This window comes from Actinomadura vinacea (genome assembly GCF_039532545.1).
Classification (GTDB): Bacteria; Actinomycetota; Actinomycetes; order Streptosporangiales; family Streptosporangiaceae; genus Spirillospora; species Spirillospora vinacea.
On the sequence record NZ_BAAARW010000020.1, the window covers coordinates 142,357 to 162,618 of the forward strand.

Here is a 20,262-nt window from a genome sequence, read left to right on the forward strand (position 1 = left end):
ACTCCCCGCGGCGGAGGGTGGTCGGCATGGGAGACTTCTTCGGTGCGCTGAAGTCGAGGGTGGACGCCAACGCGCGGCGCGCCGTCGAACTCTACGCCAGCGAACTGGCCGAATACCGCGCGGCGGCGGCCACGTGGCACGGCCGCGCCGAGCTGCTGGACTTCGCGTTGATCCTGCGGCGGCGTACCGCTGAACTGTCCGCGGAGAGCCGCCCCTTCCATGACGACGATCTCGAGTACATCGCGTCGATGGGCCGGGAGCGGGGCGAGAGCGGGGTGTCGCTGGCCTCGCAGCGGCGTGTCCTCGTGCTGCACTCCAATCTCACGCTGCGGGAGGTGCAGGAGGCGGCCGCGCCGAACGGCATCGACGACGTCATGTACATGCTCGGCTGGCTTGCCCCGCAGGGCACCGCCGCCCAGCATGCCTTCACCGTGGGGTTCATGGAGGGACAGAAGCGCTTCCTGCCACTCACCGCCCGTGTGCAGATGCTGGCCGACATGTTGCTGGCGGGAGATCCCGCGGCACCCGAACTGGCCCGGAGCCTGGGCATGCGCGCCCACGACCGGTACGTGGTCGCGGTGGTGCGCCTCGCGAGCGATCGCCTCCGGTCGGCCCGCGAGCCGCGCGAGGAGATTCTGGAGATCCTGCTGAAGACTCACCGGTCGCCGATGAGCTGGCACCGGCCGGAGGAGTTCGTCGCGCTGGTCCCGGACGAGGGCGGCGAGCCGGAAGCCGACCAGGTGGGCGCCCTGTCACTGGTCCGCGACCTCGCCGAACTGACCGGGCGCCCGTGCGCCGTCGGCACCGCCGCCGGCGCGGTCGGGGAGCTGGCCGAGACCGTCGCACTGGCGCGGAACGTCAGCAGGGTGGCTCCCGTCGAGACCGTGCCCAGGCGCGCGCACTCCGTGGCCGACGTCTTCGCCGAACTGGGCGCCGCACAGGTGCCCCACGTCGACGAGTGGCTGCGCGACCTGGCGAACCGACTGTCCCGCGGGCCCGCGCTGGTGCCCACGTTGCACGCCTACTACAGCTGCGACATGAAACGGCTGCTGACCGCGGCGACGCTGCACGTCCACCCGCGCACCCTCGACTACCGGCTGCGGCGCGTCCGCGACCTGACCGGGATCGACCCGGGGTCCACCCAGGGTGTGCGCGTCCTGAGCACGGCCGTCACGCGCGTCCTCGCCGATACCTGGCCCGACTCTTGATCCGCGGGTTCGGAGTTCAAGTCTCCGTCGGCGCACCCGCCTGACCAGCACACTCTTGGCGAATCCGGGAGTGTTCCCGGCTTGGTTTAGATCGACCCGAACCCATATTCGCTCGCGCGGGCGATGCGGGGTCGGGCGTATTGAGGCGCACTGGATCGCGGACCCGGAACCGCGCCGCCGGCACGGTGCGCGCCTCTGAAGCGAGGAAGGCCACGACGGCGGCGACCTCTTCCGTGGTTCCCATCCGGCCGATCGGAACCCTGGTCGCGAAGCTCGCCTTGGCCGCCTCGGCGTTCTCCTCGCCGACCACGCCGGCGAGCGCGGGGGTGTCGATCACGCCCGGCGAGATCGCGTTGACCCGGATGCCCCGTCCCTTGAGCTCGTTGGCCCAGGTCCGGGTATAGGAGCGCAGGGCGGCCTTGGAGGCCGCGTACGCGCCGAACGCCTCGACGCCCCAGGAGATCGCCGACACGGCACTCCGCAACTGGCCACCGGCCTGAGCGACGGCGACTGACTTCCTGTCGTGGGTCCGGGCCGGCGCAGGCGCGCGTGCCCTGCCCCGTAAGACCAGGTCGGTGCACATTCGCGGCGGGGTTGGGCATTGCGTCGATGTGGGGGCGTGTCAGGTCTGCCGGATCGCGGCGACGTCGAACTTCAGCGCCGCCTTCTTGCCCAGGCTGGCCGACGCCCGGCCGTTCGAGCGTGCTCAGGCCGCGATGTGGCCCCCCACGATGAAGGCCGCGAGGAGGAGATAGACCGAGTTCACCATCACGAGCTTGAACTGGCCGAGGCGGCCATGGGTGACCATCGCGCCGACCATCAGCAGAATCCAGCAGAGGGCGGTCACCGGCACCATGACCGGCGCGATGTCGAGCGCGGCGGGCAGGACCAGGCCCACCGCGGCCAAGAGCTCAAGGACCCCAAGGGTCTTGACGAACCCGACGCCGGCATTTCGGGTCCACTCGCCGCCATGCTGCGCGGCCAACCTCTCCTTGGGGACGAACGTCTTGGTGATACCGCCGACCAGGGCGACCGCCGCCAGCAGTCCAGCAGCGATCCACAGCGCGAGGTTCATGAGGTTCTCCTACAAGTCGAATATGAGTTGCCTATGGCCCGAGTCGTGAGTTTCGCCTAGACCTCAGGCGCCAGGCCTTGGCGCTGCAAGGGCCGCGAGCCCGCCAGCTGAGTGGAGTCGAGGTATCTGACCTCGTAGACGCGTTCGCTGAACTTCCAGCCGTCGGGCGTGCGCTGGTAGTGGTCGTGGTAGAGGGCATAGTTCAGGTGCGAGCTGCCATCGCGCATCCGCCCGAACTCCTGGACGTAGGCCCGGCCGGTCGCGGTGTCGCCGTCCAGCCGGATGATGCCCGGGTGGACGTTCTGTACGAAGAACTCCCAGAGCCCTTGCCCCCACTCGATCCCCGCGCGGATCTCCTCCCGGCCGAGGAATTCCTTGTCGATGTGCGGCCACCGCATCGCGCCGTCGGGTGTGAACAGCGATGCGACGCGATCGAAGTCGCGCATCATCACCGCGTCGGTGATCTCCGCGCGCAGCGCCTCGATCTCGAAGCGATCGGCGATGGCCTCCATGTCGCTCATCGGTCGCCCTGCCTTATCGATGTGTCGAACCAAGCGTCGCCGCCTGTCCGGTGGTGATGGGTCCAGCATCGATGCCGGTCAGCGACTGGAACAAGGTAAGTTCTGCGGGGCGATCGATAACACAGGGGTTATTCGTGGAGCTACGGGACATCGAGATCTTCCTGACGTTGGCCGAGGAACTGCACTTCGGCCGCACCGCCGAACGGCTTCACGTGTCCCAGGCGCGCGTAAGCCAGGCCATCAGCAGACAGGAACGGCGCCTCGGCGTGGCCCTGTTCGATCGCACCAGCCGGCGCGTGACCCTGACCCCGGTCGGCCGGCGCCTCCGCGAAGACCTCCAGCAAGCCCTCGACCTCCTCCAGCAGGGACTCGCCCGCGCCGAAGCAGCCGGACTGGGCGCGGGCCGGACCCTGCGGCTGGGCGTGTTCGGCCATGCCGGACACGAGCTACGCCCCCTCACCGACGCGTTCCGCGCCCGCTACCCCGGCATCGATGTCAAGTTCGGCGAAATCAACGGCGGCGACGCGTTCACCGCCCTGCGCACCGGAGACCATGACGTGAACGTCCTGTGGCTGCCCGTTGCCGAACCAGACCTCACCGTCGGCCCCACCGTGCTCACCGGAGGCCGTGTGCTGGCCGTGTCGGCAGACCATCCGCTCGCCGATCGCGGCACCGCGTCCCTGGAGGACCTCGCCGACAACCACGTCGTAGACCTCGGCCCCGACGCCCCCGACTACTGGGTCGCATCCATGGTCCCCACGCGCACACCGTCCGGCCGCCGCATCCCACGCGGCCCCGCCGCGCGGACCTTCCACGAGATCCTCTCCCTGGTCGCCACCGGACACTGCGTCCACCCGCTCGGCGAAATAGCCGCCCGCTACAACACGCCCCCTGGCATCGTCTTTCTGCCCATCCATGACGCCCCCACCCTCCAGTGGGCTCTGACGTGGCGCTCCACCAACGACAGCCCCACCATCCGCGCACTGGCCCAGACCGCCGCAGACCTCGGCCCCATCTCACTGTGACGATGATTTCCCGCAACGGTGAGCGAGCCCACGAATCCAAGTGATCATGTGGGGGCACCCCGACTACCGCAAGCGCCGGTGAGGTGGAGGAGATCGCCGAACGCCGACTCGGCATTCCCCGACCCGTCAGCCAGCAGTCCGTCAGCACCGCCCTGGCGCTGGACGGCGAACTCGACGCCGACGCCCTGAACGACTTCCTTGATCACGTCTTCGCCCCCTCCCAGACCGAGACGTAACCCGGGCCCGTCCCACTCTCCGCTCAGCGGAAGGCCCCTCGTGGCGGACTGGCAGACACGCAAGAGCCTCGGCGACCAACATGGACATCGGTACGTCGCGCTGCGGACGTTGCCGGTGTACCGGGTCTGGTCGCCGAGCAGTGCCACCGCGGACGGCGTCTGCAGCAACGTCTCGCCCAGCGGGCCCATGACCTGCGCGGTGGTGCCGGCCAAGCCGTCCATGCCCCGCATCAGCCCGGGACTCACGTGCTGAAGCCGCAGGTCACGAAGGGCGGTGCGGTAGCCGGCGAGCAGGAACAGGTGATCGCGTTCGTCCGGGGTCAGCCGCAGGCCGCGGGCGATGGCCGCGACCATCTGCTCCGACGGTTGCGGCCCGTCGCCGCGTTCCAGCCTGGCGAATTAGTCGGCGGACATGGTGCAAAGCTCCGCCACCTCCTCGCGGCGCAGGCCCGGAGCGCGCCGACGTTGCCCGCGCTGCACCCCGACGTCCTCCGGTCGCAGCGCCGCACGCCGGGTGCGCAGGAAGGCACCCAAGGACGAGCGGACGACGACCTCCCGAACCTGACCGGCCGTACGGTGGTGATCACCGGTGCCGGCCGTGGCCTCGGCTTGATCACGGCACGCGAGCTCGCCCGTGCCGGTGCCCGCGTCGTGCTGGGGGTACGCGAGACCGGCACGGCCCGCCGCGCCGTCGACGGCCCCGTCGCCTTCGACTCGCGACCTAGTTCGCCGCTACCGTCGTCGCGTCCCGGGCACCGACCGGGCTGGAACCGAAGGAGAAGACCGTTGCGCAGCAGTGAGCTAGCCGCACTCGCCGGCGTCACCGTCCGCACCCTGCGGCACTACCACCAGATCGGGATCCTCGACGAACCCGATCGCTCGGTCAACGGCTACCGCGACTACGACGTGCGCCATCTGGCCCGGCTGCTGCGAATCACCCGCCTGACCGAGCTCGGCCTCCCGCTCGCCGCGCTCCCGGACGTGCTCGACGATCCCCAGGCAGCCGAGACGCTGCTCGACGAGCTGGACCGGCAGGCGGCCGCCGAGATCGAGCGGCTCACCAGCCGGCGGGCGGACATCGCCCGGCTCCGCCGCCACGGCGGGATGCCCGACCTGCCGCCGGAAATGGCCGCCTACGGACCCACCCTCAGCGCCGTCGCCGACATCGCTCCCGACATGGCGTGCCACGAGCGCGAACAGGTCGCCCTGATCTCCCACCTGATCGGCGAGACCGGGACGTCCGCCTTCGCCGACGCCTTGGCGCAGCATGCCATCTTCACCCCTGCCACCACAGAGCTGATCCGGCGCTTCGCCGAACTCGGGCCGGACACCCCGCAGGAGGCCATCGAACAGCTCGCCGACGACATGGTGACGCACTACCGGCCCCTCCTGGAGAACTGGCCCGACATCGGCTTCGGCACCGACGTCTCCTCGATGCTCGCCGCCTACGGCGAGCACAACCTCAACGACCAGCAGCACCGCGCGAACCAGATGTTCGCGGACCGGTTGATCAACCGGATGGCAAGCAGAAACGTGCCGGAGCACGCCCCCGCCTGCCCGGCTGAGCCCGCCTGATCGATGCCGTGGCGACACGGCGCGGTCAGGCTTGAGCCCGGATCACCCTGGTCGGGGCCTTATGCCCGACGCGACGTCGGTGTTTTACGGCGAATCACAGCAGGCCTGACGAAGGAGTGCGGGCGAGGAGCTGATAGCGGGTCGTGGCGGTCGTTGGTTCGCTGAAGGGGCAGATCGACAAGGCCGCGTTCGCGCTGTGCGGTCATGCACCTGCACCACGCGCTGCGTCGGCGCGATGTGTTCGCGGAAGGGTTCGAGCACACGGCTGCTGGGCGGCCAGGCGCGGCCGCGCATCCTCACCTCGCTGAAGTTGGAAGTCGAGCCGGCCGGGCATCAGGCCGCATCGTCCGGCTGGACAAGATCCGCGCGCCGGGGCGAGATGCTGCGGGTGGACGGATCGCCGGCGATGGGGACGTGCGCGGCAGTCAGGCCTCGATGCCGGGACCGGCAGAACGTTGAACGCGAAGAGCTTTGAAAGGCGCGGGACCGGCGGCACCCTCGCTGGACCAGGACAGATTCCCCCAGGTCAGGGCTATGTGGCGGCTGGTGGCACGTTGCTCACCCAGTTTGGGCCGATGCGCCGTTCCGTACGCGGGTTGACCCCGACGCGACGTCATGGTTTTGGCTGTTACCCCTGCCGTTCGTTGCGCTTGTGCATCTGAACGCGCACTTCTGCTCTGCGTACAGGAAGGAGATAGTGCTGTCACGTCGTGCCCGGTCGTCGCTCGTGGCGGTGGCGGATGGATGTACCCAGCCGTCCGCGACTACCGAACGCAGGCGGCACAGCCGCACCGAGGCCGACGCCGAGTTCGACTGCCGGCGGCTCCGTCGCGAGCCGGCCGAGTATCCGTAGCTGACCAGCCTGGAGTCGCGCCCCGACCGGTGACAACGCGCGAGCAGGACAGTGGTGCCAGCACTGTGACGTGCTCCAACCACGTCCACGCCCTCCGCGGTGCCGCGTACCTGTTGACCATCACCTCCGACGATGGGAGAAAGCACATGCCGAATCGCAAGAGACCGGCCGTCGTCATGGGGGCCGCGCTGCTGACGCTGCTGCTCGGCGCCTGCACCGGGCAGGTCGGCGCGCAGCCCGCCTCCTCCGGCACCGACCTGGACCGCTTTTACGGGCAGAAGCCGGCGTTCAAGCCGTGCGATCCGAAGCTGCCTCCGGGCGTGCCGGCCGTCAAGGCCGAGTGCGCGCGGCTCAAGGTGCCGCTCGACTACCAGAAGCCGGAGGGTAAGCAGGCGGAACTGGCGCTGCTGCGGGTGCCCGCGCGCGGCAAGGATCCGATCGGGTCGCTCGTGCTCAACCCCGGCGGTCCCGGCTTCCCCGGCACCGATCACGCGGCCCTGACCGCCGCCGTGTGGGCGAAATCGCCGATCACCGAGCGCTTCGACCTGGTCGGGTTCGACCCGCGCGGCGTCGGCGCCTCCAAGCCGGCTCTCGACTGCTACACCGACGCCGAGCGCGACCGCGATGCGAAACTCTCCTCTATCCCCGCCGGCCTGGACGACTGGACCGAGCAGCAGACCCGCCGGCTCGTCAGACAGTGCGCCAAGCGCTCGGGCGGCAAGCAGGTGCTCGCGCACGTCGGCACCCGCGACGTCGCGCGGGACATGGACGTGCTGCGCCAGGCCCTGGGCGATGACAAGCTCTCCTACGCGGGCACCAGCTACGGCACCCGGCTCGGCGCCGTGTACGCGGAGATGTTCCCCAAGAAGGTCCGCGCGCTGGTCCTCGACGGGGCGATGGACCCGCTGGCGGGCACCCACGAGCGACGCGTCCAGCAGGCCACCGGAATGCAGCGGTCGTTCGAGCGCATGGCCGCCTCATGCGCCACCAAGCAGGACTGCCCGCTCGGCACCGACCCCGACCGCGCTACCAAGGTCTTCCAGAAACTCGTCCGGCCGCTGATCGACAAGCCCGCGCGGACCTCCGACGGGCGCGGGCTGACGTTCGAGCAGGCGGTCGAGGGAGTGACGGCCGCGATGTACACCGAGGCGAGCCGGCCCGTCGCGATCGCGGGCATCACCGAGCTGAAGGCCGGCAAGGGCGACACCCTGCTGAAGCTGCGCGACACCTACCACGGGCGGACCGCGGGCGGCGTCTACCCCGACTCGCTCGAGGCCTCGATGACGATCAACTGCCTGGACGAGGAGCGCCAAACGCCGAAGCAAGTGATCTCGATGAACCGGGCGTGGTTCAAGGCGGCGCCGTTCTCCGACCCCGGCCGTCCGATCAAGCAGGCGCACGACGGCTGCGAGCAGTGGCCCGTCAAGCCGACGCTCGGCTACCCGTATGCCACGGACATCAAGGGCCTGGCCGACACGCTGACGGTCTCCGTCACGGGCGACGCCATCACGCCGCACGAGGGCGGCATCCAGCTGGCCAAGACCCTCGGCGGCAGCCTGCTCACCGTCGAGGGCGAGCAGCACGGCGCCCTCGTGGCCGGCAATGCCTGCGTCAACAAGACCGTGGCCACCTACCTCATCGACCTCAAGTCCCCGGCCGAAGGGGCCCGGTGCAAGCTCTGAGCCGGGTACTGGGCACGTCCGGCAGGTCAGGTGACCCCTTGCATCGAGAGGACCTGGGGCAGTTCCTGTCGGGGGACTGACGTTGTGCGGCTGCGTGTCGAACGCCCGTCTCGCCCCGGGGCTGACCGGGGGCGAGACGGGCGGGCATTCGATCACGTGGCGGCACGGCCGTTAAGGAGGCGCCCAGGTCTCAGGAGGCGGCAGCGCCGACCTGTTGGGCGAGGCGATCCGGGTTGGTGGTGAGCCAGTCGTAGCTGATCTGGTTCCAGAGTGAGCACTGGTGTTGTGCCGAGTACACCTCGGTCTTGACCGCCTGACTGCCGTCGCCGGGCCGCAGCGACATCAGCTTGCCGCTCCGGTAGGCAGGCCATGCCGCCTGTCCGCCTGCGGTGGTGGGGTTTGCTTTCGTCACGAAGGCGCCCCAGTAGCGCACCATCGCCCGGGACAGTTGCTGCTGCTCCGGCGTCAGCAGTTTCGAGGTCGCCATGGGCCAGAGGTAGCCGAGCTCGCTGGCGTGCGGCGCACCGGAGTCGAAGCCGGGCGGAGTGGTAGCGAGGGTGGGTGGGTGAGGGTCGGCGAACTCGTAGAAGAAGGTTTTGGGCTGCCCAGTCGCGAACTGCCCCGCGAGACTTTGGTACTGGCAGCCGCCGAGTCCGTAGAAGACGCTGCTGTCGGTCCACACCGTGCCGAGTGCGTAGGCCGCGTTGTATGGGCTGTCGTAGGCGCTGTACGGGTAGCGCGCTAGCACCTCGTCGGCATGCGTGCCGAATTCCAGCCGGATCGCCCGTTCGTATTGCTCCTCGGTCGCGTTCGCGAACGGGAGGGCCCACTGGCGCACCTCGTCGCGTGTGGCCCCGATGAGGATGGGGACGTTGCTGGATCTGCCGGATCGCACCGCGACAGCGGGCGCAAGCGGCAGTTCCGGGACCCCGGACACGGGCAGGGGACCGGTCAGGATGCCGCCGAAATCCCTGGCGGCGGCCAGCAGATCGGGCGCCGGTTTGGCCCGCAGGCACGACACCCTGGTCGCTGGATCGGGACAACCGGCGGTCGCGGCGTAGGTTTTGCCCCTCGCGTTCGCTTGCGCGACCGTGAGGCTCGGGCAGCCGCCGCTCTGGATGATCGCCCCGTCGAACAGGCCGCGCGCAGGGGGTGAGGCCAGCAGGGCGCACACCGAATGTCCGCCGGCCGATTCGCCCGAGATGGTCACGCGGCCAGGATCTCCCCCGAACGCGCCGATGTTGCGCTGGGTCCAGCGCAGCGCCGCCTCCTGGTCGAGCAGGCCGAAGTTGCCCGCCCCCCGCCCGCTCAGCCCGGGCACGCCGAGGAAGCCGAACACGTTGAGCCGGTAGTTGATCGTGACGACCACGATGTCGTTCGTTCGGGCGAGTAGCGAGCCGTCGTAGAGGTCACCCGAACCGCTCATGAAGCCCCCGCCGTGAATCCAGAACAGCACCGGTCGCGGCCGGGCCGACTGTCGTGCGGGAGTGTAGACGTTGACGTACAGGCAATCCTCGCTCATGCCCGGGCCGCTGCTGGTGGTCGATTGCAGACAGCGTGCACCGTGACCGGCCGCCGATCGCACCCCGGACCATCCAGCGGCGGGCGCGGGTGGCTGCCAGCGGAGGTCGCCGACCGGTGGCGCGGCATACGGGATGCCAAGGAACCGGTCGACCTGGTCCGCCGAGGCGCCCGCGACCACGCCCTTGTCGGTGGACACTGTCAAGGACCTGAAACCGGCCGACGCCGGCACCGGCGACACGACGGCCAGTAGGGCTATCAGACTCGCGGCAATCGCGAGCCCTCTTGAGATGCTGGAGCGCACTGAACCTCCGGAGGGGCCAGAACGGACGGGAAGGCCAAATGCTCCGCTGTGGACGCGAGCGGGGCAACGGTGCCAGTCCGCTCAACGAACCATGAGCACGGTCGTCCGCCCGAGCGACCACCGCAGGAGCGTCGGCAGCGCCACTCCGTCCAGCGCGACGCCTGCACCAAGGGGGGATGGACGCCTCCATCCATTGCCGTGATCAAGCCCGGCGTGACCACCGAATTCGGACGAGCCGGCCCGTACTAAAGCTCAGCCGGTCGCTCGCCCGGTGGGGTGTGCTCCACGGTGATGGCGTTGAGGAGCCCGTTGTCGGTGAAGCCGACCGTGAGGGTGCGGTCGTCGGGAAAGCGGCCCTGGATCACGTCGGGGCCCTCCGTGATCGCGCAGTCGTGGTGGGCGAGGAAGCCGCGGACGACCCGCCGGGGGTCGGAGGGGAAGACCTCGACGGCGGTGTTCAGAACGCGCGGGGCCGACAGCGAGTCGTACCCGGCGACCGGGAGCTGCGGGTCGTCGAGATGGAAGTAGGCCGTGCCCTTGCCATCGCCGATCCGCACGGGCCGGACGCCGTTGCCGCCCAGCAGCGCCGCGGCGGCGATGACCATCGTGGACGCGGCCTGATAGGGGTTCGGGAAGCCGGACAAATCCAGGCAGGGGGCCGTCAGTTCTGGGATGCCGTGCTCCTGGCCGTACTCGCGGATGACGCGCAGCGGTGCGATGGCGGGCAGGTCCGGGCTGTGGTGCTCGTTGCCCCAGCCCCACAACCACGTCTGGGAGACGTGCGAGAAGGTGCCGAGGAAGACGATGTCGCGGTAAACGCGGTCGCCCATGGTCAACGTCCGTTCTTCGACGTTGGTGTCGGTCATGCCCTCGCCCAGGGCCTCGTTCAGAACGTCTTGCCGGTGGATCGCCACGGCGGAGCCGGCGCTTGCGAACGCTGCGAACTGCGGGCTGTAGTCGCTGAGCCCGTTCAGGAACTCCCGCCAGAACCTGGCCTGATCCGGTTTGCCTAGTTTCATGAGAATGTCCGCCAGGGCGCCGGGGGCCTTCGCGTGGCCGAGGCCCGCCGCTCGCTCCCAGGCGTCCACGGCAGCTGCCGGGCGGCGCTGGTCGAGCCGGACGTGCCCGAGGTTGTAGGCGGCGCCGGCGTTGCCGCGTCCGGCCGCGCGCCCGTACCACTCGGCGGCCTTTTCGAGATCGCCCCTGCCGTCGTCATCGTAGATCCTGCCGAGGTTGAACGCCGCCTTGTCGGAGCCCAGTTCCCAAGCGCTGAGGAAGAGGTCGATGGCGTCCGGCACCTGACCGCGATTCTCCAGCAGCACCGCCAGGTTGAGGGTCCCGGCTTGGTGCCCGCCCTCGGCGGCCTGCCGGTACCACCGCTCGGCCTTCTCCGGGTCGCCCCGGACCTCCGCGCCGTAGCCGACCTCGAAGGCGGCCGACGGCACCCCCTGTTCCGCAGCGCGCCGGAACCACTCGTAGGCCCCGTCCTTGTCATCGCGGCGCAAGAGGCTGTATCCCAGGTCGCAGGCGGCGACCGGGTGGCCGGCCTCGAATGCCTGCTGGAACAGGTCCTCGGCGTCCGTCCACCGGTTCTGACGCTGGGCGTCCAGGGCGTGGTCGCGCAACTCGACCGCCGCGGGCGGATAGACGTCCTCGGTCATGAAGCGAACTCCTCCAGTGCATGGTCATGCATCCGACGAGGCGGGTTGGACAGCGGTTCCTGAGGAGCCACTGCCTACCGTCGGAAATCGGAGCGCCGCATAGCGGAACGAGAAACCACGAACACCTTGTAGTCCGAGTGACCATCGCGGTCGAGACGGTGACTGGCACGCATTGCCATGAGAGGCGTTACGCGACCCAGCGTTCGAAACGAACGGAGAACATCATCACGAGCGGGCCCGCAGCCGATCCGCTATGCCTGTCGGTGATGTCCGTCAGGTCATCACGGGGTGCGGAGCAAGTGACGACGTAGGCGGTTGCGAACCGGTAGCCACTGGTCGCCGAGGATCAGCCGGAGTGCCTGCAAGCTGTGCACCGGGCGGGGAGTGTGTTCAGGGGGAACGAGGGCGTGCTGCAGAGCCCAGGCTGCGTGCATCCGACGCCAGGCGCGGCTGGTCCGGACAGGCTTGGTGATCGAAGTGTTCTCGAAGCCTTCGGCGGTGCGTGCGGCGAGCCGCTCCAACACCTGATAGCGCCGGTCCCCTACCGGCACCTCCACGGCAAGGTGCTCCACGATCGGCGGGATCTCCGGTTCGCCGGCGAACTCCCCCACCTCCACCAGCAACTCCACCAGGTCGTGTGTGAACGCCTGGTAGGCAGAACCGGACGCCAGCCACAACGCCGCCTCCAATTCTGGATCGAAGAAGGCACTGTGCCCGATGGTCTTGCGGTGACGATGGGCCCGGGGCACCACGATCGCCGGACAGTCCTCTCTCAGCCAGTCCTCTTCGAGACGGATGCCGGTACGCCGCTCGACGATCGCCATCATGACGGCCCACAGGTTGTCGCCTGCGCCGTCATGCAGCGCATGCACTGCCGCGTACAACGGGTCCAGTTCCTCATCAAGCGCGCAGATGTCGATGCCCTGCCGCTGGTCGGGGGACAGGCCTTCGAAGGAGACCAGCAACTGCCCGTAGGCCGCGCAGCTCAACGCGCTGACCGCGTTGACGTTCCAGTACGCGCTGTGCACGCGTGCCTCTTCGCTGAGCCGCACGCTCTGCTCCCTGCCCTGGTAACCGTTGATCTCCACCATGACCACGGCCGCGCCGGCTCGCGCCAGATGCACGACCTGGGCGCCCTCCGGCTCGTCGTACGCGGCGGTCCAGGGCCGCTCCCGGATATCGGCGGGCTCGGCACCGAGCCGTTCAGCGACGGTCTCGATCGTGATCGGTTCCCCGATGGGTTCGATCACCGTCCAGCACGCCGCCACGGACAATCCATACTCGTCCAGCACCCGGCTGTAATACGCGATCGCGTCATCGCTCATGCCCGGATTATGCGAGGAGGGTCGGACACCGCCCGCCATCGTCACGATCGAGGATCTCCCGATGCCCGAGCATCTCCTGCTTCAACTCCAGGGCTCCATGGAGGCGGAGGTGGACTGGCCCGCCAGCTACTACTGGCGAGAGCTGGCCGACGCCTATCCCGAGGCGAAGGTCGTGCTCACCGTACGGGACCCGCACAAGTGGCACCCGAGCATCCGGATGCTGCTGTCCCGCGAGAACCGTCCGGACCCCTCGGACGAGATGCCCGAACAGGCCCGCCACCTCTTCGCGACCATGGAGCGAGTGCTGCCGCTGTTGAGCCAGATGGGGCGCGCCCATTTCGGCCCCGACTGGGCCTTCGGGGACGACCTGGCAGACGAGGAGCTGGTCGTGGCGGCCTTCAACCGGCACGTGGAGACGGTGAAGCAGAGCATTCCCGCGGAGCGGCTGCTGGTGTTCGACGTACGAGAGGGGTGGAAGCCGCTGTGCGCCTTCCTCGGCGTGGACGTCCCGGCCGGCGAGCCGTTCCCGCATCTGAACGACGCCGAGTCGATGCGGCAGGCATTCGAGCGGATGAGGACAGGCGACATGTCGACCTTCCCTTTCGACCGGCCCGGCAGCTGATCGGCCGGTGGTCGATAGCGTCGATTTGCGCGGGAAGAGGTGACCGGGAGTGACCGATGTCATCGATCAGGCCGACAGTGGGGAGCGCAAGGGCGAGCGCACCCGCCGCCGCATCCTGGAGGCGGGGCGGCGGGTGTTCGGCAAGGTGGGCTACGACCGCGCCACCATCCGGGCCATCGCCGCCGAGGCACAGGTGGACAAGTCCTCGGTGATCCAGTATTTCGGCACCAAAGAGCGGCTCTTCCGCGAGGCCCTCGACTTCCGCATCGACGTTGACGCGCTCACCGTGGACGGCGACCCGGCGGCCTCGGCGGAAAGCTACCTGCGCGCCATGCTCGAACGCTGGGCCCCCGCCCCCGACAGCCCCATGGCCGTGCTCCTGCGCACGCACATGACCACCGAGGCCATCGACCGCGTCGCCTTCCGCCTGGAGGGGCCGGATCCGCGGCTGCGGGCAGCGCTGGCCGGGGCAGTCATGTTCGGCATCACCTTCCACCGCCACCTGCTGCGCACCCCGGATCTGGCCGGCGCCCCGCTGGACGACGTCATGCGCCTGGCCGTCCCGCTCGTCCGCGAGCTGCTCGCGCCGCCGCCACCCGCGGCCACCGCGCAAGAACACTGACGACCCGCTCGCGGGTGTCCTCGACAGCTCAGCATCTCGGCGTGCCGCCTTGCAACGCTTCAAAACACCGTCAATCCGTCGACCTCGGGCTGTGATGCCGCGTGGCGTCCGGCTCGTCCGGCGACCGGGTGGCCGCAACCGGCCGTCCAGGTGATCCAAGACTCCCTGTCACGCGAATGACGGTCGGTATCCGTCTGACAGGAGGTTTACGTGACTTGCGTGAAACGGTCAGTGTTGATCGGCCCCACGGCTTCGGCCGGGGTCTCCGGCTGAAGGCGGGCGGGGTTTCGTGGGAGATCTCTTCGGCGTGCTGGCGAAACGGGTGGAGGCCAACGCGCGCAGGGCGGTCGACGTCTACGCGCGCGAGCTGCCCGAATACCGGACGATGGCCAGCGGCGACCGCGGGTACGCGGACCTGCTCGATTTCGCGGTGCTGCTACGGCGCCGCACCCTTGAACTCGCCGCGCACGGACAGCCGTTCACCGACGCCGACCTGGCGGTCGTCACCTCGGTCGGGCACGAACGCGGGCGGGCGGGAGTGTCGCTGAACTCCCACAGGTCCGTGCTCGGACTGCACTGCACCCTCACGGTGCAGGAGATACACGAGGCGGCCAGCCCCTCGGAGCTGGACGCTCTCATGCGGATGCTCAGCTGGCTCGGCCCGCAGGGCGCCGCGGCCCGGGACGCCTACACCCGTGGGTTCCTGGAGGGGCAGCGGCATGCTCTGCCCGTCGCCGAACGCGTCCAGCAGCTCACCGCGATACTGCTCTCCGGGGACGCCGCCGGCCCTGAGCTGGCGTGCCGGCTCGGTATGACCGTCGCCGCCCACTACTTGGTGACCGTCGTCCGGATCGCCGACCAGGACTTCACCCCGGCGGCGAGCACCCGGACCGAGATCCTCGGGCTCCTGTTCGACAAGGATCAGGTGCCCATGAGCTGGCACGATCCGCTGGAGTTCGTGGCGCTGCTGCCCACCCATCGCGACGACCCGGACGACGTTCCCACGCACGTTCGGCAACGCGCCCTGGCCTTGGCCGCCGCCTTCGCCGAGATCGTGGGACGGCCCTGTGCCGTCGGTGCCACCACAGCGAGCGCGTGCGCTCTCGCCGACGCCCTGCCCCTGGCTCGGCAGATCAGCCGGGCCGCCCCGGTCGAGTCAGCTCCACGCCAGGTCAGCAGCGTCCCGGACGTCTTCGTCGAACTCGGCACCGCTCGGTTACCCGAGATCGACCGCTGGCTTCGGCGGATAGCCAACGAGCTCTCCCAAGGCCCGGACCTGGTGGCCACCCTGGACGCCTACTACCGTCATGACATGAATCGCCGGCTCACCGCGGCACACATGTACATCCACCCTCGCACGCTCGACTACCGCCTGCGCCGTGCCCGCGAGCTGACCGGCCTCGATCCCACGACCACCCGGGGCGTGCGCACGCTGACCGCCGCCGTCGCCCGCGTCCTGTCCGACACGTGACCGACCTGAGGGGGTAAAACCCGTTTCCGCGAGATCAGGCTGGGTGCTCTCCTTCGCCGCGACCGGGCGGCACGGCTGACATAGGTGGCCGGGGAGTGCCCGCAGCCCATCCCCGGCAGGCAGCACATTCAGGCATTTCGGCCGCCGGTGGCGTTGCCGAACGCCATTTCCGCCTGGCGTTCTCTGGCCACCGGACGGAGCGCGCGGCCCGCGCCCGCTCGTCCTTCTCATGAGGGCCGTGCGGACTCCGCTACGCCGAGCGACCTGCCGACGCTCAAATCGAGCATCGTCGATCCCTGAAGGGCACGGACTGCATTGGTCTCTGGACGTAGCAGTCCAAGGCAGGTACCTTGTGTTGCATGGTACTGGGTGAAGCATCTAACCTGGTGACTCAGATGCGCCGGGGCGCGCTGCCGTACTGCGTGCTCGCGCTGCTGCGCGACCGGGAACGGTACGGCGTGGAGATCGTCCGGTTGCTGGCCGAGGTAGACGGCCTGGTCACCAGCGAGGGCACCATCTACCCGCTGCTGTCGCGGCTGCGTCGGCAGGGGTTGGTGGAGACGACCTGGCGGGAGTCGGCGTCCGGCCCGCCGCGGCGCTATTACCGGCTGACCGCCGATGGCCGGCAGGCCCTCGACGTCTTCGCGGTCGAATGGGCGCGGTTTCGTGATGCGGTTGGGCGCTTCGTCGGAAAGGAAACAGAAAACTGATGACCACCACTGACCAACTGATCGCCGATTACCTCGACCGGCTCGACGCGGCGGCGCGCGACCTGCCCGAGGCTCGGCGGGCCGATCTGCTCGCCGAGATCAGAGAGCACATCACCGTCGCGCTCGCCGAGAGCGCCGACCGGACAGAGGTCGGCGTGCCCAACGTCCTCGACCGGCTCGGTGATCCGGTGGAGATCGTCCGGGAAGCGGCGGGCGATGCCGGGGCGGTCGCCCCGGTCCGCACGCACCGCCGCGGAATCCTCGGGGCGTTTGGTGTCGCGGGTGTCGTCACGGCGCTGCTACTGGTGGTCGCAGGCGTTTTCGTGCCCGTCATCGGCACGATCGTCGGTGCCGCGCTGGTCTGGTTGCTGGCCCCCTGGCCCGCCCGCCACAAACTGCTCGTGGCCGTGGCCTGGCCGGTCGGCCTTGGCATGGGCGGCTGGTTCGCCGGGCCGGGCGCGTCGGAGTCCGCAACATGCACGCCGGACGGCGCCTGCACCACGGACGGTCTGCCCATCGAGGCGCAGATGGGGCTCGGGCTCGCCATGATGATCGGCGCGGTGCTCGCGACCGCGCTCGTGATACGCCATGACCGCCGCAAGGCCGACACCGGCGCAGGTTGACGGGGCCGGCGTCGGATGAGGACGTGTCCGGGACCGCACCCATCGCGCCATCTTGCCTGGCAGCTGTTCGGCCGCAGGTCAGAGCCGGTGACATAGCTTCCCGGCGCCGGATGGGTCAGGCGGAAGGGGAGGGCGCGGCGACGAGAAGGTACTGGATCAGGGATCGGAGTACCGATGTCGCGGACCGGGTGTCCCGGGCGTCGCAGGATACGACCGGCACGTGCGGGTTCAGTTCGAGCGCGGCGCGCACCTCTTCGGGCCGGTGCCGGTAGGCGCCGTCGAACTCGTTCACCGCGATGAGGAAAGGGATGTCCCGATTCTCGAAGAAGTCGACGGCGGCGAAGCAGTCGGCCAGGCGACGCGTGTCGGCCAGCACGACCGCCCCCAGTGCTCCCGCGCACAACTCGTCCCAGAAGAACCAGAAGCGTTCCTGACCTGGCGTCCCGAACAGGTACAGCACGATGTCGTGCCGCGGGATGGTGATGCGGCCGAAGTCGAAGGCCACCGTCGTCGTCGACTTGCCCTCCGCGCCGCTGAGATCGTCGATGCCCGCGCTGGCGGTGGTGACGAGTTCTTCCGTGTCCAGCGGTTCGATCTCGCTCGCCGCGCCGACGAAGGTCGTCTTGCCCACACCGAAGCCGCCCGAGATCAGGATCTTGACCTGGGTGGGGAACGGCTCAGATCCGTTGGAGGCCATCGAGCAACTTCTCCAGCAGGTGGTGGTCGGCGGCGGGCCGCGGGTCCGGGACGCGGGTGGCGATCGCTCCGCGGTCCACGAGATCGGCCAGGAGCACCTTCGTGACGGCGACGGGAAGGCGGATGTGCGCCGCGACTTCGGCGACCGAGATCGGCGTGCGGCACAGGTCGAGCACCTTCAGGTGTTCGGGCTCCATGTCCGGGGCGGGCCGGCCTATGGCGATCACCAGGGAGAGCAGGTCGAGGTGCACGCTGGGGCGGGTCCGGCCCTCGTTCACCGTGTACGGACGTATGAGCGGGCCGGCCTCCTCGTCAAGCCATACCTCGTCGTCGGCTGACATGGTCATCAGCCCTCGGCGCGCGGGCGCGCCGCCGTGCCCAGGAACGGCTGGACGGCCTTGATCAGCCGGGCCATCTCGAACCCGACGACGCCCGGGTCGGCATCCGCCCGCGCCAGCACGGCGAGAACCGAGTTGAAGCCGGCCCAGGAGATGTACAGCTGGCTGGACCGCAGTTCGACCACGACCTGGCGGGCTTCGCCCGCGTCATCGAACCGGGTACCGGCGCTGCGGGCCATGGAGAACAGTCCGGAGGCGAGTGCCGCCAGATATTCCGAGTTGGCGCGATCAAGGCCGTAGGCGGCCTTCATCATTCCGTCAGAGGACAGGAGCACGCTGCCGCGGATGGAAGGGACCTCCTGGTTCAGGCCCTTCAGCAACCACGCGAAATCCGCGGCCTGGTTCGGAGAGACGGCGCTCATTGGACGCTCCTTCTGGTCGTCGAGGGCTAGGGGTTCGGTGTCGATGGCCCGTCCGCCTGCCCGGTTTCCTGACCGCCGCGCATCCCTTTCTTGAATGCCGCCATCAGCCCGTGGTCGTGGCCGATGGCGGCATCGTCGTCCCGTGGCGCGGGAGCGCTGACGAGTTCGGGCGCCATGTTCGCCTGCGGGCGGCGTCTCGGCAGTTCCGGGCGCCGGTCACCGTTGTCGACCGGCTCCTCCGTCCGCCGGGCGGACGCGGCGGGATGGTGGTCGCCGTGCGTGGGGTCCTGTCCGGGACCGGGAAAGGGGGTCGACGAGGACGTCCCGGCCGGCGGTTCGGCGGGCAGGGGCACCGCCCGTTCGCCGGTCTCCTCTCGCGCCGGACCGATCAGGTCGTTCGGGATCACGAGGACGGCCTGGGTGCCGCCGAACATGTTGGTCTGCAGCCTGAGCGCGACCTTGTGCCGCTGCGCGAGCGCGGCGACCACGAGCAGCCCGATCCGGCCGTCCCGCACCAGTTCGTCGCCGTCGACCCGGCCGGGGTCGGCGAGCAGGTCGTTCAGCCGGCGCTGGGTCTCCCGCGGTATGCCGAGGCCGCGGTCCTCGATCTCGATCGCGAGTCCGGCGGTCACGGTCTCCGCGCGCAGGAGCACCTGGGTGTGCGGCGGTGAGAACCTGGTGGCGTTCTCGACGAGCTCGGCGAGCAGATGGATGAGGTCGGCGACCGCGCTGCCGAGGAGCTCTCCCTCGACCGGCGGCACGACCTTGACCCGGTTGTAGTCCTCGACCTCGGCGACCGCCGAGCGCAGCACCTCGTAGACGGGCACCGGCCTGCTCCACCGGCGGCGTGAGGCGCCCCCGCCGATCACGGCCAGGCTCTCGGCCTGGCGACGCAGGCGGGTACTGAGGTGGTCGACCCGGAACAGGCCCTTGAGCAGGTCCGGGTCCTCGACCTGGTTCTCCAGCTCGTCGAGTCCCCGGATCGCGCGATGGGACAGCGTCTGCATCCGCCGGGCGAGGTTGAGGAAGACCTCGAGCCGCCGCGCGCCGCCGCCGGGGTTCGCGCTCGCCGCGTCGAGAACGGCGTTCCATGCCTCGGTCCGGGCGTTGTGGATCTCCTGTGCGAGACGCACGAGCGGGTCGCCGCTCGCGACCGGCGGGGGGTCCGCGCGGCGCTCCGGCGGAGTCTCGCCTGCCTTGATCCGCTCGGTCAGGCCGCGCATTTCCGCCCGGCCGTGGGAGGCCAGAAGCACCAGGTCGCCGAGCCGCCGCCACTCATCGGCCAGGCCCGAGGCCGGCTGACCGGGCGTCCGGTGCTCCTGGCGGGACGCCGTCTGCGCCGCCGCGGCCGCCGCGCACAGGACGACCATCGCGCCCGCGGCGGTGATGACCAGCGTCAGCCGGGCCTCCGGTGACGAGGGCCCGGCGACGATCAGTACCGTCACCGCGGTCAGTCCCAGGCACGCGACGAGCGCCGCGGGAACGAGGGCAAGGCCCAGATGGAGACCGACGCCGGCCCGGCGGCGCCTGCCGCGGGCGCGTGGCCCGCCCTGTCGTTGGGAGGCGGCGGGGAGCGGGAAAGGCTCGGGCATTGATGTCCTTGGTACACGGATGGACGGTTGCGGGCGGCCGGCACGGTCGGCCTGGCACCGATGGCGACGTTCCCGCCGGTCGCGTGGGCGCGGATTCGGCCTGTGGCCGGATCGCTTGTTCCGGCGTCGCGGAAACGACGCCGGTGCGATTACGGGGATGAAGCTTGCTGTGTGGTGGCG

21 protein-coding genes are annotated in these 20,262 nt (G+C 69.7%); 11 read left to right on the forward strand and 10 right to left on the reverse strand.

What is annotated here, in order from left to right; genetic code table 11:
- Positions 1-26 precede the first annotated feature (26 nt).
- Positions 27-1,208, forward strand: a complete 1,182-nt coding sequence (locus tag ABD340_RS25085) for a PucR family transcriptional regulator (protein WP_344592087.1) — start codon at positions 27-29, stop codon at positions 1,206-1,208.
- Positions 1,209-1,224: 16 nt separating this feature from the next.
- On the opposite strand, the gene ABD340_RS25090 is transcribed toward ABD340_RS25085, so the two are convergent.
- The 3 genes from ABD340_RS25090 to ABD340_RS25100 all read right to left on the reverse strand — a co-directional run bounded on the left by ABD340_RS25090 (position 1,225) and on the right by ABD340_RS25100 (position 2,804).
- Entirely contained in the window at positions 1,225-1,680 is a 456-nt protein-coding gene (locus tag ABD340_RS25090; RefSeq protein WP_344592089.1) for an SDR family oxidoreductase, read from the reverse strand.
- 234 nt (positions 1,681-1,914) lie between these two features.
- Complete coding sequence (locus ABD340_RS25095) at positions 1,915-2,283, reverse strand: DoxX family protein (RefSeq protein ID WP_344592090.1); 369 nt, start codon at positions 2,281-2,283, stop codon at positions 1,915-1,917.
- Positions 2,284-2,339: 56 nt separating this feature from the next.
- A complete protein-coding gene (locus ABD340_RS25100; RefSeq protein ID WP_344592092.1) occupies positions 2,340-2,804 on the reverse strand; it encodes a nuclear transport factor 2 family protein in 465 nt (154 codons plus the stop codon).
- Between the two features lie 134 nt (positions 2,805-2,938).
- On the opposite strand from ABD340_RS25100, the gene ABD340_RS25105 reads away from it, so the two are divergent.
- From ABD340_RS25105 to ABD340_RS25125, 5 genes are all read left to right on the forward strand, one after another.
- Positions 2,939-3,829: a LysR family transcriptional regulator gene (locus ABD340_RS25105; protein WP_344592094.1), complete on the forward strand. Its 891-nt coding sequence runs from the start codon at positions 2,939-2,941 to the stop codon at positions 3,827-3,829.
- A gap of 83 nt (positions 3,830-3,912) precedes the next feature.
- Positions 3,913-4,065, forward strand: a complete 153-nt coding sequence (locus ABD340_RS25110; protein ID WP_344592096.1) for a hypothetical protein — start codon at positions 3,913-3,915, stop codon at positions 4,063-4,065.
- A 40-nt stretch (positions 4,066-4,105) separates the two neighbouring features.
- Positions 4,106-4,318, forward strand: coding sequence for a hypothetical protein (locus ABD340_RS25115; RefSeq protein ID WP_344592097.1), 213 nt, complete (start codon positions 4,106-4,108; stop codon positions 4,316-4,318).
- Entirely contained in the window at positions 4,312-5,640 is a 1,329-nt protein-coding gene (locus ABD340_RS25120; protein WP_344592098.1) for a MerR family transcriptional regulator, read from the forward strand. Before ABD340_RS25115 ends, ABD340_RS25120 begins: the two co-directional genes overlap by 7 nt.
- A 999-nt stretch (positions 5,641-6,639) precedes the next feature.
- The gene (locus ABD340_RS25125; protein ID WP_344592099.1) at positions 6,640-8,175 is read left to right on the forward strand and encodes an alpha/beta hydrolase; all 1,536 of its coding nucleotides are present in this window, start codon (positions 6,640-6,642) and stop codon (positions 8,173-8,175) included.
- A gap of 190 nt (positions 8,176-8,365) precedes the next feature.
- Here ABD340_RS25125 and ABD340_RS25130 read toward each other — a convergent pair whose 3' ends face one another.
- The 3 genes from ABD340_RS25130 to ABD340_RS25140 all read right to left on the reverse strand — a co-directional run bounded on the left by ABD340_RS25130 (position 8,366) and on the right by ABD340_RS25140 (position 12,986).
- Positions 8,366-9,895 (reverse strand): carboxylesterase/lipase family protein, encoded by a 1,530-nt coding sequence (locus ABD340_RS25130; RefSeq protein WP_344592102.1) that lies wholly within the window; start codon positions 9,893-9,895, stop codon positions 8,366-8,368.
- Positions 9,896-10,245: 350 nt separating this feature from the next.
- On the reverse strand, positions 10,246-11,661 hold the full coding sequence (locus ABD340_RS25135) for a tetratricopeptide repeat protein (protein WP_344592103.1): 1,416 nt from the start codon (positions 11,659-11,661) through the stop codon (positions 10,246-10,248).
- Between the two features lie 281 nt (positions 11,662-11,942).
- On the reverse strand, positions 11,943-12,986 hold the full coding sequence (locus tag ABD340_RS25140; protein WP_344592104.1) for a DUF6461 domain-containing protein: 1,044 nt from the start codon (positions 12,984-12,986) through the stop codon (positions 11,943-11,945).
- A 61-nt stretch (positions 12,987-13,047) separates the two neighbouring features.
- Here ABD340_RS25140 and ABD340_RS25145 point away from each other — a divergent pair, with 61 nt between their 5' ends.
- The 5 genes from ABD340_RS25145 to ABD340_RS25165 all read left to right on the forward strand — a co-directional run bounded on the left by ABD340_RS25145 (position 13,048) and on the right by ABD340_RS25165 (position 17,034).
- Positions 13,048-13,608 (forward strand): sulfotransferase family protein, encoded by a 561-nt coding sequence (locus tag ABD340_RS25145; protein ID WP_344592105.1) that lies wholly within the window; start codon positions 13,048-13,050, stop codon positions 13,606-13,608.
- A gap of 49 nt (positions 13,609-13,657) precedes the next feature.
- Positions 13,658-14,230, forward strand: a complete 573-nt coding sequence (locus ABD340_RS25150) for a TetR/AcrR family transcriptional regulator (RefSeq protein WP_344592107.1) — start codon at positions 13,658-13,660, stop codon at positions 14,228-14,230.
- A 289-nt stretch (positions 14,231-14,519) separates the two neighbouring features.
- Positions 14,520-15,701 (forward strand): PucR family transcriptional regulator, encoded by a 1,182-nt coding sequence (locus tag ABD340_RS25155; protein ID WP_344592109.1) that lies wholly within the window; start codon positions 14,520-14,522, stop codon positions 15,699-15,701.
- Between the two features lie 359 nt (positions 15,702-16,060).
- Entirely contained in the window at positions 16,061-16,411 is a 351-nt protein-coding gene (locus ABD340_RS25160; protein ID WP_344592110.1) for a PadR family transcriptional regulator, read from the forward strand.
- A complete protein-coding gene (locus tag ABD340_RS25165) occupies positions 16,411-17,034 on the forward strand; it encodes an HAAS signaling domain-containing protein (RefSeq protein WP_344592111.1) in 624 nt (207 codons plus the stop codon). Before ABD340_RS25160 ends, ABD340_RS25165 begins: the two co-directional genes overlap by 1 nt.
- A 115-nt stretch (positions 17,035-17,149) precedes the next feature.
- Here ABD340_RS25165 and ABD340_RS25170 read toward each other — a convergent pair whose 3' ends face one another.
- From ABD340_RS25170 to ABD340_RS25185, 4 genes are read right to left on the reverse strand one after another with little or no spacing between them, the layout of a single operon-like run.
- Entirely contained in the window at positions 17,150-17,731 is a 582-nt protein-coding gene (locus ABD340_RS25170; RefSeq protein WP_344592113.1) for a GTP-binding protein, read from the reverse strand.
- On the reverse strand, positions 17,712-18,077 hold the full coding sequence (locus ABD340_RS25175; protein ID WP_344592115.1) for a DUF742 domain-containing protein: 366 nt from the start codon (positions 18,075-18,077) through the stop codon (positions 17,712-17,714). The genes ABD340_RS25170 and ABD340_RS25175 overlap by 20 nt, the downstream gene beginning before the upstream one ends.
- Entirely contained in the window at positions 18,077-18,490 is a 414-nt protein-coding gene (locus ABD340_RS25180; RefSeq protein ID WP_344592117.1) for a roadblock/LC7 domain-containing protein, read from the reverse strand. The genes ABD340_RS25175 and ABD340_RS25180 overlap by 1 nt, the downstream gene beginning before the upstream one ends.
- Before the next feature lie 26 nt (positions 18,491-18,516).
- Positions 18,517-20,082 carry a sensor histidine kinase gene (locus tag ABD340_RS25185; protein ID WP_344592119.1) on the reverse strand — a complete coding sequence of 522 codons (1,566 nt, stop codon included), beginning with the start codon at positions 20,080-20,082 and terminating at the stop codon, positions 18,517-18,519.
- Between the last annotated feature and the right edge of the window lie 180 nt (positions 20,083-20,262).

What these genes read in the sequence shown, in the direction of transcription:
- ABD340_RS25170 (WP_344592113.1), bottom strand. Translation starts at nt 17,731, where the DNA reads ATGGCCTCCAACGGATCTGAGCCGTTCCCCACCCAGGTCAAGATCCTG.
- ABD340_RS25165 (WP_344592111.1), top strand. Translation starts at nt 16,411, where the DNA reads ATGACCACCACTGACCAACTGATCGCCGATTACCTCGACCGGCTCGAC.
- ABD340_RS25085 (WP_344592087.1), top strand. Translation starts at nt 27, where the DNA reads ATGGGAGACTTCTTCGGTGCGCTGAAGTCGAGGGTGGACGCCAACGCG.
- ABD340_RS25125 (WP_344592099.1), top strand. Translation starts at nt 6,640, where the DNA reads ATGCCGAATCGCAAGAGACCGGCCGTCGTCATGGGGGCCGCGCTGCTG.
- ABD340_RS25175 (WP_344592115.1), bottom strand. Translation starts at nt 18,077, where the DNA reads ATGACCATGTCAGCCGACGACGAGGTATGGCTTGACGAGGAGGCCGGC.
- ABD340_RS25095 (WP_344592090.1), bottom strand. Translation starts at nt 2,283, where the DNA reads ATGAACCTCGCGCTGTGGATCGCTGCTGGACTGCTGGCGGCGGTCGCC.
- ABD340_RS25135 (WP_344592103.1), bottom strand. Translation starts at nt 11,661, where the DNA reads ATGACCGAGGACGTCTATCCGCCCGCGGCGGTCGAGTTGCGCGACCAC.
- ABD340_RS25160 (WP_344592110.1), top strand. Translation starts at nt 16,061, where the DNA reads ATGGTACTGGGTGAAGCATCTAACCTGGTGACTCAGATGCGCCGGGGC.
- ABD340_RS25140 (WP_344592104.1), bottom strand. Translation starts at nt 12,986, where the DNA reads ATGAGCGATGACGCGATCGCGTATTACAGCCGGGTGCTGGACGAGTAT.
- ABD340_RS25100 (WP_344592092.1), bottom strand. Translation starts at nt 2,804, where the DNA reads ATGAGCGACATGGAGGCCATCGCCGATCGCTTCGAGATCGAGGCGCTG.
- ABD340_RS25185 (WP_344592119.1), bottom strand. Translation starts at nt 20,082, where the DNA reads ATGCCCGAGCCTTTCCCGCTCCCCGCCGCCTCCCAACGACAGGGCGGG.
- ABD340_RS25180 (WP_344592117.1), bottom strand. Translation starts at nt 18,490, where the DNA reads ATGAGCGCCGTCTCTCCGAACCAGGCCGCGGATTTCGCGTGGTTGCTG.
- ABD340_RS25145 (WP_344592105.1), top strand. Translation starts at nt 13,048, where the DNA reads ATGCCCGAGCATCTCCTGCTTCAACTCCAGGGCTCCATGGAGGCGGAG.